At 32.7% G+C, this 9,749-nt stretch carries 11 protein-coding genes; 9 read left to right on the top strand and 2 right to left on the bottom strand.

Annotated features, from left to right (window positions below; genetic code table 11):
• Positions 1-378: 378 nt before the first annotated feature.
• Positions 379-903, bottom strand: a complete 525-nt coding sequence (locus tag JX287_RS06310; protein WP_204643747.1) for a hypothetical protein — start codon at positions 901-903, stop codon at positions 379-381.
• A gap of 516 nt (positions 904-1,419) precedes the next feature.
• Here JX287_RS06310 and upp point away from each other — a divergent pair.
• The 9 genes from upp to JX287_RS06265 all read left to right on the top strand — a co-directional run bounded on the left by upp (position 1,420) and on the right by JX287_RS06265 (position 8,664).
• Positions 1,420-2,049: a uracil phosphoribosyltransferase gene (upp, locus tag JX287_RS06305; RefSeq protein WP_204643746.1), complete on the top strand. Its 630-nt coding sequence runs from the start codon at positions 1,420-1,422 to the stop codon at positions 2,047-2,049.
• Positions 2,050-2,212: 163 nt separating this feature from the next.
• The gene (gene atpB / locus JX287_RS06300) at positions 2,213-2,941 is read left to right on the top strand and encodes a F0F1 ATP synthase subunit A (RefSeq protein WP_204643744.1); all 729 of its coding nucleotides are present in this window, start codon (positions 2,213-2,215) and stop codon (positions 2,939-2,941) included.
• Between the two features lie 78 nt (positions 2,942-3,019).
• On the top strand, positions 3,020-3,235 hold the full coding sequence (gene atpE, locus JX287_RS06295; protein ID WP_048803320.1) for a F0F1 ATP synthase subunit C: 216 nt from the start codon (positions 3,020-3,022) through the stop codon (positions 3,233-3,235).
• Between the two features lie 51 nt (positions 3,236-3,286).
• The gene (gene atpF / locus JX287_RS06290) at positions 3,287-3,811 is read left to right on the top strand and encodes a F0F1 ATP synthase subunit B (protein ID WP_204643741.1); all 525 of its coding nucleotides are present in this window, start codon (positions 3,287-3,289) and stop codon (positions 3,809-3,811) included.
• On the top strand, positions 3,811-4,350 hold the full coding sequence (gene atpH / locus JX287_RS06285) for an ATP synthase F1 subunit delta (protein WP_204643739.1): 540 nt from the start codon (positions 3,811-3,813) through the stop codon (positions 4,348-4,350). Before atpF ends, atpH begins: the two co-directional genes overlap by 1 nt.
• A gap of 27 nt (positions 4,351-4,377) precedes the next feature.
• Entirely contained in the window at positions 4,378-5,880 is a 1,503-nt protein-coding gene (gene atpA, locus JX287_RS06280; protein ID WP_204643737.1) for a F0F1 ATP synthase subunit alpha, read from the top strand.
• 34 nt (positions 5,881-5,914) lie between these two features.
• Positions 5,915-6,784 (top strand): ATP synthase F1 subunit gamma, encoded by an 870-nt coding sequence (gene atpG, locus JX287_RS06275; protein WP_204643735.1) that lies wholly within the window; start codon positions 5,915-5,917, stop codon positions 6,782-6,784.
• A gap of 39 nt (positions 6,785-6,823) precedes the next feature.
• Complete coding sequence (atpD, locus tag JX287_RS06270; RefSeq protein ID WP_048803316.1) at positions 6,824-8,239, top strand: F0F1 ATP synthase subunit beta; 1,416 nt, start codon at positions 6,824-6,826, stop codon at positions 8,237-8,239.
• A 20-nt stretch (positions 8,240-8,259) separates the two neighbouring features.
• Positions 8,260-8,664, top strand: a complete 405-nt coding sequence (locus JX287_RS06265) for a F0F1 ATP synthase subunit epsilon (protein ID WP_204643733.1) — start codon at positions 8,260-8,262, stop codon at positions 8,662-8,664.
• Between the two features lie 140 nt (positions 8,665-8,804).
• Here the strand turns inward: JX287_RS06265 and JX287_RS06260 are convergent.
• Positions 8,805-9,749, bottom strand: a 945-nt coding sequence (locus tag JX287_RS06260) for an LPXTG cell wall anchor domain-containing protein (RefSeq protein ID WP_204643731.1), incomplete at its 5' end; no start/stop codon positions are given.

Genomic DNA, 9,749 nt, shown 5'->3' with positions numbered 1-9,749 from the left:
AAAAAAAAAAAATATATATATATATATAAACTAGCTTTTATTTCCTTCTAGAGTGTAGATTTTTCTATGATCTTGTCAAGAACAAGGGCAAGCCTTCTTTGAATTCTTGACAAAATCTATCGGAAAATCTTATTAAACTCTAAGGAATAAAAGCCATAAGAACTAATAAAATTAAAAACAGTTAACTTTATTTAAAACATCAGGTTATGTTTACACAAAAATCTTGACACTGCCGGATGCCTGCTGCGCGTGCCAGTAACTGGAAAAATTCTGAAAGTTGAAATAGACAATTAATGAAAAACTGATAATCTAGAAATAAAATCTAGGTTATCAGTTTTTATGTATTTAAACAAAATAAGTAAACAAGTTGGTGTTATTTTACTTCCTATTGTTGTAAATATAATATCCAATAAAAATAGCCGCTATTAAATATAGATTAAAATTAGGATTAGCTATATAAAACAGCATTGCTTTATATGAAAGTCTCATAAATAATCCTTGGATAATTGACGGAGCAAAAAGTAAAATTACAATTACAGAATTATCCATTTTCTTCGCCAGTATTATTATAAATATTAATACAAGTAAAAGAATTAGAATTGCTAAGTATTTATTTATAATAATATTGAATGCTGTTGGAAATTTAAAAGGATTAAAAAATATTAGTAATGCTATTAATAGTACTAAAATTGTAATTATTGTACTTTTGGTACGTTCATCGAGTCTGCTTTTATTTGTGTACATAAATATATAACTTAAATAAAATCCACCGAAAATTAAAATTCCAACTAAAGCCGCTTCTAATAGATTTAATGCCATAAATGGATTAGCCAAAATAGGTGTAAGATAAAAAAGTAAATATATACCGGTTGCTATTATTAAATTACGCTTGAATATTGTCATATACTCTCCTTAATTATTTTAATAATGATGATAGACCATAAGCTATAAATGAAAAAACTAATATAATAAGTATTAAAACTAGAGCACTCGAATTAAAAATGAAAAATAAAGGAAGTGCTAAAATAGTACTTAATATTGGTATAAATATATTCTTTTGAATAAAGTATAATATTAATAGTGTTATAGCAAATGAAGTGAATCCATAAACTAATATTAAAATGAAACCAGCTTTATCACTAGTACCATTATAGAATTTCAAAAAAAGTAGTGGGATAATATAGTAGAAAATACTAGTAAGTAAAAATATCCCTAAAAATGTTTTTCTTTGCATGGTAAAGTCTCCGTTTATCTTGTTTTTATTATTGTAATATTTTCTATAATAGAAGTCTAGTAATATAAGAGTTTTAATAAAAAAATATTTTTTAAAGGAGGTAAAATATTTTCGGATATCCCTTGTTAAAATGAAATAATTAGAGTAAAATAAATATAATAATATAACAAAGGAGAACTATAATTATGTCAAAAGTTCATGTATTTGATCATCCGTTGATCCAACATAAATTATCTTTTATTAGAGATAAGAGAACGGGTTCTAAAGACTTTAGACAACTTACTAATGAAGTAGGTTCTTTAATGGCTTATGAGATTACTCGTGATCTTCCACTTGAGGATGTTGAAGTAGAAACTCCAATTCAAACTACTACTTGTAAACGTCTTGCTGGTAAAAAGATAGTTTTTGTTCCAATTCTTCGTGCAGGATTAGGAATGGTTGATGGTTTAATGGATTTAATTCCATCAGCAAGAGTAGGACACGTAGGTTTGTATCGTGATCCAGAAACTCTTCAACCACATGAGTACTTTGTAAAAATACCAAGTAATCCAGAAGAACGTCATTTCATCGTTGTTGACCCAATGTTAGCAACTGGTGGTTCAGCTATTGCGGCGATTGACTCATTGAAACAACGTGGAGTTAACGATATTAAATTTATGTGCTTAATAGCAGCACCAGAAGGTGTAAAAGCTTTACATGATGCACATCCAGATGTAGATATCTATATCGCAGGATTAGATGAAAAACTAAATGATCATGGGTATATCGTACCGGGACTAGGAGACGCTGGAGACAGAATCTTCGGAACAAAATAATATAATAATAACAACATATTTTTAAACAATTTAGATAAAATTTAAGAAATTGCTAGAAAATATTATAAAATAATATTATAATATGTATTAAGTATTTCTAATTTTATATTACACTAGATTTAGAAATATAAAAGATACTTAAGAAAAGAGGTGAGGGGAATATATGGAAAAACATACATATCTTATTACCAAATTATTTGGCCATGATATAACGGTTAATATTCCTAGTGTAATCACAACTTTAATAACAGTGTTGCTTACATTTATTATAGTGATGTTTCTAACTAGTAGAATTAAATTAAGACCAGATAGTAAACGTCAAAATGCAGCTGAGTTACTTGCTTATTTTGTTAGTGATAATGTAATTAAGGGTAACGTTAGTTGGAAAAAATATGGTAAAGGATTATGGGCGACAGCGTTAACACTTATTTCACTTATTGCTGTAGCAAATACGATTGGTGTACTTATAGAAGTTAGTTACAATGAAGTTGTATATGTGAATTCTATAACAGCCGATCCAACATTTACTTTCTCTCTTGCATTATTAGTTATTGTGTTTACTCATTATGCAGGAATTAAGTATAAGGGTACTAAGCATTACTTCGGTACATATACTTCTTCAGGTATAGGTATTGCGCCGTTCAAAGTTATCGAAGAGTTTACAAACTTATTGACACTTTCAATGCGTTTATTCGGTAACATTTATGCAGGGGAAGTACTGTTAGCACTTTTAGCGACACTAGCAACAGCAGGTGTTTTCGGTGCTATCGCAGGTATTACAGGTTTAGTAGTATGGAAAGGATTCTCACTATTTATAGGATTTATCCAAGCATATATCTTTACAGTATTATCATTTATTTATTTATCACATAAAATTAGTGATGAACATTAATTCAAATAAGTACACAATTTTGTGTAAAAATTAATAATTAATAAAATTCATTTATTATCCAAGGAGGAAAATATAATTATGGTAGAATTAATTGGAGCAGGATTAGCAGCAGGATTAGCAGCGGTTGGAGCTGGTATTGGTAACGGATTTTTATTCGGTAAATTCATGGAAGGTGTATCTCGTCAACCTGAAGTTGAACCAAAATTAAAATCAAATGCATTCATTATGTTCGCACTTGTAGAAGCGGTGCCTATCTTAGCAGTAGTTATTGCATTCATGATTTTAGCGAAATAATTCAGTCTAATATTGTAATAAATAACTATTAAGAATAGGAGCATTTAGTAAATGGAAAATTTAGTATTTTTAGCTACTGAACACGCTTCTCATCAAGGATGGAACTTAGGAAATATGGCTATTAACATAATAGCTGTGTTAATCTTATTAGTATTACTGAAAAAATTTGCTTGGGACAAACTTATTGATATGTTAGATGAGCGTCAAAGATTAGTTGAAGGTCAACTTGATGATGCTGCTAAAAATCAAAAAGAAGCATTAGTTTTACTTGAAGAAAATCAAGAAAAATTAAGAAATGCTCAACAAGAAATTAAAGTTATGATGGAAGATGCTCGTGAACAATCTAAGGTTGAAAAACAAGCTATTCTAGAAGAAGCTCGCAAACAAGCAGAACAATTAAAAGTAAATGCTCAAAGAGATATTGAGGATGAGAAGAAAAGAGCGCTTGAAGAAATCAACAGACAAATTGCTGATTTATCAGTGCTTGTAGCTTCGAAAATTTTAGAAAAAGAATTAGATGGCTCAACACAAAGTGAATATGTTGATAAAGTCATTAAAGAGGTAGGGGTGAAATAATGAGTAAGTCAGTATTAGCTAATAAAATTGGATATTCATTATTTGAAGTTGCAAAAGAAAATAACGCATTAGAACAAGTAGCTAATGAGTTACCAGAAGTTGCAAAAGTTATTAATGGAAACTCTGATTTTGTTACATTGATGAACAACCCTAATTTAGAAAAAATAAAGAAAATTAACTTGATTGAAGCATCATTTTCAGGAGTAAACAAATATGTTGTAAATGTTGTGAAAATCTTAGCGGGAAATCTGCAAATCTCATTAATAAATTTTGTTTTAGAGCAATTTACTGAATTGTTTAATAAACATTCAAATAGCGTTGTTGTAAAAGTTGAATCAGCTTCGCCACTAACTGAAGTTCAGTTAGAAAATCTAAAAGAAAAACTTAAAAATGAGTTACAACTAGAAAAAGTAGAACTTAATAACCTTGTAGACAAGAGTCTTCTAGGTGGACTTAAACTTACTTACAATAACAAAGTAGTAGATGCTAGTGTTAGAGCAAAATTAAACGCTATAAAGTCAAAAATTTCTACAATCTAGAAGAAGTTGAAACAAGGAGGGACATAAATGGCTATTAGAGCTGAAGAAATTAGTTCATTACTAAAATCACAAATAGAAAATTATCAGTTTGAAGTTAAGTCAACAGATGTCGGTACAGTTATAGAAGTAGGGGACGGTATAGCTCGTGTATACGGTCTTAATGAAATAATGAGTGGTGAGTTAGTTGAATTCACTAAAACAGGGGTTATGGGTCTTGCTCAAAACCTTGAAGACACAAATGTTGGTATCGTAATTTTAGGACCAACAACTGATATTAAAGAAGGAGACGAAGTTCGTCGTACTGGACGTGTTATGGACGTTCCTGTTGGTGAAGAATTAATAGGACGTGTAGTCGATCCATTAGGACAACCAGTTGATGGACGTGGTCCAGTAAATACTACAAAACGTCGTCCAATCGAATCTCCAGCAGTTGGGGTTATGGGACGTAAATCTGTATCAGTTCCTTTCCAAACTGGTATTAAAGCGATTGATGCATTAGTACCAATCGGACGTGGACAACGTGAGCTTATTATCGGGGATAGACAAACAGGTAAAACTGCAGTAGCTATCGACTCAATTTTAGCTCAAAAAGGACAAGATGTTATTTGTATCTATGTTGCAATTGGGCAAAAAGAATCTACAGTACGTAGTGTTGTAGAAACACTTAAAGAACACGGTGCATTAGAATACACTATAGTAGTAACAGCATCAGCATCTCAACCAGCACCACTTCTTTACATCGCACCTTATGCAGGGGTTGCTATGGCAGAAGAGTTTATGTTTAATGGTAAAGATGTAGTAATCGTTTATGATGACTTATCAAAACAAGCAGCAGCTTACCGTGAGTTATCATTACTATTAAAACGACCACCAGGTCGTGAAGCATACCCAGGGGACGTATTCTATTTACACTCACGTCTTCTAGAGCGTGCAGCTCGTGTAAATGAAGATTTTGGTGGAGGAAGTATCACTGCACTACCATTCGTAGAAACACAAGCAGGTGACATTTCTGCATATATTCCAACAAACGTAATCTCAATTACTGATGGACAAATCTTCTTACAATCAGATTTATTCTTTTCAGGTATCAGACCAGCGATTAACGCAGGGCTTTCAGTATCTAGGGTAGGAGGATCTGCACAAATTAAAGCTATGAAAAAAGTATCAGGTACATTACGTCTTGACTTAGCATCTTACCGTGAGTTAGAAAGCTTTGCTCAATTCGGGTCTGACTTAGATCCAGCAACTCGTGAAAAACTAGAACGTGGTAAACGTACAGTTGAAGTTTTAAAACAAGACTTACATAAACCAATTCCAGTAGAAAAACAAGTTATGATTCTTTATGCTTTAACACACGGATTCTTAGATGATGTTGAAGTTAAAGATATTCACAGATTTGAACAAGAATTATATGCGTACTTAGATGCTCATGAAAATGAAGCAGTTAAGCACATTAAAGAAACAAAAGACTTACCAGCAACAGAAGTTATGGATGAAGTAATCGCTGCATTCAAAAAAACTTTTGCTTAAGATGAGAAGTAGTAGAGTAAAGGTGGTGAACTAATTGGCGTCACTAAGAGATATTAAAAACAAAATCAATTCTACAAAGAAAACTAGTCATATTACAAAAGCGATGGAGATGGTTTCCACTTCTAAACTTTTAAAAGCACAATCTAACACACAAAGATTCAATCCTTACATGCAAAAAATGAAAGAAGTGATGGGAACAATTTTTGGTAAAGGAGCTAATATCAAGCATCCTATGTTAGAAAAAAGAGAAGCTAAGAAAACTCTTTATGTGGTAATTACTAGTGATAGTGGTTTATGTGGAGGATTCAACTCTAATATCATAAGAAATTTTGTTAATACTGTTAACGAAAGACATAATGATAGCGAGTATGGAATTGTAGCTATAGGTAACTATGGAGCAGAATTCTTCAGAAAAAATGGCTATAATGTAGTTGATAGTTATAGAGATATACCAGATGAGCCAAGTTTCACACAGGTTAAGGAAATTACTAATAAAGTTGTAGGTTATTTCATAGATAAAGAATATGATGAAATCTACTTACATTACAATCACTTTGTTAGTATGATTCAACAGGTTGTAACTGAAAGTAAAGTTCTTCCTATAGAAAATACAGATCAATTCGCAAATTCTGATGAGCAACCTACAGGAGCTTATGAATTTGAACCTGGTGAGGCAGCAGTACTAGATGTAATACTACCACAATATGCTGAAAGTATGATTTACGGAAGTATATTAGATAGTAAGGCTAGTGAACATTCTGCAAGAAAAACAGCAATGAAAAACTCAACTGATAATGCAGGAAATATTATTGATACACTTACGATTAAATATAATCGTGCAAGACAAGCTGCAATTACACAAGAAATTACAGAGATTGTAAGTGGAGCAGCAGCAACAAAATAGTAATGAGAAAGGAGAAGCTATTAAGTTAGCAAACAACATATGAATAAAGGTTATATTCTCCAAGTTATGGGACCTGTAGTAGACGTAAAATTCGAATCAGGGCATATGCCTAATCTATTAAATGCTTTAGAAGTATTTATAGAAAAAGGTGATGGAAAAAAAGAAAAATTAGTTCTTGAAGTTTCTCTAGAAATTGGTGATAACGTAGTTAGAACAATTGCGATGTCATCTACTGATGGATTAAATAGGGGAGCAGAAGTAGTAGATACAGGAGCACCAATCACAGTTCCTGTTGGTAACTACACATTAGGTCGTGTGTTCAACGTATTAGGTGAAGCAGTTGACCACGGAGAAGAAGCAGGAGCAGAAGTTAGAAAAGATTCAATTCACAAAGAAGCTCCTACATTCGAAGAATTATCAACACACGTTGAGGTTCTTGAAACAGGTATTAAAGTTATCGACTTACTTGCACCATATATTAAAGGTGGTAAAATCGGTCTTTTCGGTGGTGCGGGAGTTGGTAAAACAGTTCTTATCCAAGAACTTATCAATAACGTTGCACAACAACACGGTGGTCTTTCTGTATTCACTGGTGTAGGTGAACGTACTCGTGAAGGTAATGACCTTTACTACGAAATGAAAGATTCTGGTGTTATTAACAAAACAGCCATGGTATTCGGACAAATGAACGAACCGCCTGGTGCTCGTATGCGTGTAGCATTAACAGGATTAACAATGGCGGAATACTTCCGTGATGAAGAAGGACAAGACGTACTTCTATTCATCGATAACATTTTCCGTTTCACACAAGCAGGTTCTGAGGTTTCTGCGTTATTAGGACGTATGCCTTCAGCCGTTGGTTACCAACCAACACTTGCCACAGAGATGGGACGTTTACAAGAACGTATTACATCTACTAAAAAAGGATCTGTTACATCTATTCAAGCGATTTATGTGCCAGCCGATGACTATACTGACCCGGCTCCAGCGACAACATTCGCTCACTTAGATGCAACAACAAACCTTGAGCGTGCGTTAACAGAGATGGGTATCTACCCAGCGGTTGACCCACTAGCTTCTACATCAAGAGCATTAGCTCCAGAAATCGTAGGAGAAGAACACTATCAAGTTGCGACAAGAATTCAAAGAACTCTTCAAAAATATCGTGAATTACAAGATATTATCGCCATCTTAGGTATGGATGAGTTAAGTGATGAAGATAAGAAAACAGTTGATAGAGCACGTCGTGTTCAATTCTTCTTATCTCAAAACTTCCACGTAGCAGAACAATTCACTGGTCAACCTGGATCATATGTTCCAGTATCTGAATCAGTAGAGGCATTCAAAGGAATCTTAGATGGTAAATATGACCATATCCCAGAAGATGCATTCCGTCTAGTTGGTGGAATTGAAGACGTATTAGAAAAAGCTCGTAAACTAGGAGTAGAAGTATAATACAAATAGGAGGTAAATAAATGAATACTTTAAGTGTAAGCATTGTTACTCCTAATGGAGAAGCTTATAGCGCAAAAGAGGCTTCTATGGTTGTATTAGGGACTACAAGTGGACAAGTTGGGGTAATGGCTAACCACGTTCCAATGGTTGCATCATTAAAAGTGGGACCATTAAAAGTAGTTTTTTCTGATGGCAGAGAAGAATATTTAGCTGTAAGCGAAGGATTTGTGGAAACACATAAAGGCGAAGTAACTATTATAGTTCAAACAGCAGAATTAGATAAAGATATTGACGTTGAACGTGCTCAAAGAGCATTACAACGTGCAGAAGAACGTCTTGCAAAAAAAGAAGATGGTCTTGATGTTAGACGTGCGGAGTTAGCATTAGCTAAAGCACTAGCTCGTCTGAAAGTATCTGGAAAGTAATAAAAAAGATATAGTTCATTTTAGTTGAACTATATCTTTTTGTTTTGATAATGAATAGTTATGGATGTTAAAAAGGGAGTGACTCAAAAATCGTGATTTCGTAGAAATCGATTTTGTCGAGTCACTCCCTTGAAAGTGTATTAGCGATTTTTTCTGCGTTTTAATAATGCAGTTAAGGTAATTAATGAAATTCCTAATAAAGTTAAGGTGTTATTAGTTGTTTGTCCAGTTTTAGGAAGAGTTCTTGGTGGATTCGTAGGAGTAGATTTTGCTCCTTTTACATTGACAACCGTAAATTTCTTCTCTTCTTGAACAGCAGAAGTATTAATATCTTTTTCATTAGTAGCTAATGCTGTTTTGATTCTTGCGATAATAGCAAATTTACTAAAGTGGTTGACAGTGAATTGTAAGTTTCCTTCATTAGTACTTGAAGGTACTAGCTCAATAGAATTATCTTCTTTTATGTGATAAACAAGAATTTCTTTATCTTGTTCGTTTTGAAGTAATGCTATATGAACGGTTCTAGGAATGTTTAGATTTACTTTTTTATTATTATTTTGTAATTCTAAGTCCAAGACTCTTATAGATGAAATCTCATCTTTATTTTTAATTTCATTTTTATCATCATTTATTATTTTAGATTTTAAATTGTCTAAATCTACTTCATTAGTAATATCTGTTACTTTAAAACTGATGTCTTTAGAGTATTTAGAATCTAATTCAAGCTTAATATTTTCATTATTTGATTTGATAGTTATAGATGTAGTGTCATTATTGATAGTTAGTTCCGGAAGTTTTTCTATTCTGGGTGATTCCTTCGGTTTATTAAATTCAGAAATATTGCCATCTTTATCAACAACTACTTTATTCCCATTTTCAGAAAGTTCGTCGATTTTACCAGTGAAAGGTTTCAGAGTATCAGAAGTAGGGGCATCGCTTGGAGTGTTGAATTCTACAACATTGCCGTCTTTATCGATGACTACTTTATTCCCATTTTCAGAAAGTTCATCGATTTTACCAGTGAAAGGTTTCAGAGTATCAGAAGTAGGGGCATCGCTTGGAGTGTTGAATTCTACAACATTGCC

This window comes from Gemella haemolysans, assembly GCF_901873445.1.
Lineage (GTDB): Bacteria > Bacillota > Bacilli > Staphylococcales > Gemellaceae > Gemella > Gemella haemolysans_C.
Note: the sequence above shows the minus strand (reverse complement) of the source record. Positions and strands in the feature narration are given on the sequence as shown.

Bases quoted from the DNA above. Each gene is read 5' to 3' on its own strand.
- upp (WP_204643746.1), top strand. From the start codon at position 1,420: ATGTCAAAAGTTCATGTATTTGATCATCCGTTGATCCAACATAAATTA.
- JX287_RS06310 (WP_204643747.1), bottom strand. From the start codon at position 903: ATGACAATATTCAAGCGTAATTTAATAATAGCAACCGGTATATATTTA.
- atpD (WP_048803316.1), top strand. From the start codon at position 6,824: ATGAATAAAGGTTATATTCTCCAAGTTATGGGACCTGTAGTAGACGTA.
- atpA (WP_204643737.1), top strand. From the start codon at position 4,378: ATGGCTATTAGAGCTGAAGAAATTAGTTCATTACTAAAATCACAAATA.
- atpH (WP_204643739.1), top strand. From the start codon at position 3,811: ATGAGTAAGTCAGTATTAGCTAATAAAATTGGATATTCATTATTTGAA.
- atpB (WP_204643744.1), top strand. From the start codon at position 2,213: ATGGAAAAACATACATATCTTATTACCAAATTATTTGGCCATGATATA.
- atpE (WP_048803320.1), top strand. From the start codon at position 3,020: ATGGTAGAATTAATTGGAGCAGGATTAGCAGCAGGATTAGCAGCGGTT.
- atpF (WP_204643741.1), top strand. From the start codon at position 3,287: ATGGAAAATTTAGTATTTTTAGCTACTGAACACGCTTCTCATCAAGGA.
- JX287_RS06265 (WP_204643733.1), top strand. From the start codon at position 8,260: ATGAATACTTTAAGTGTAAGCATTGTTACTCCTAATGGAGAAGCTTAT.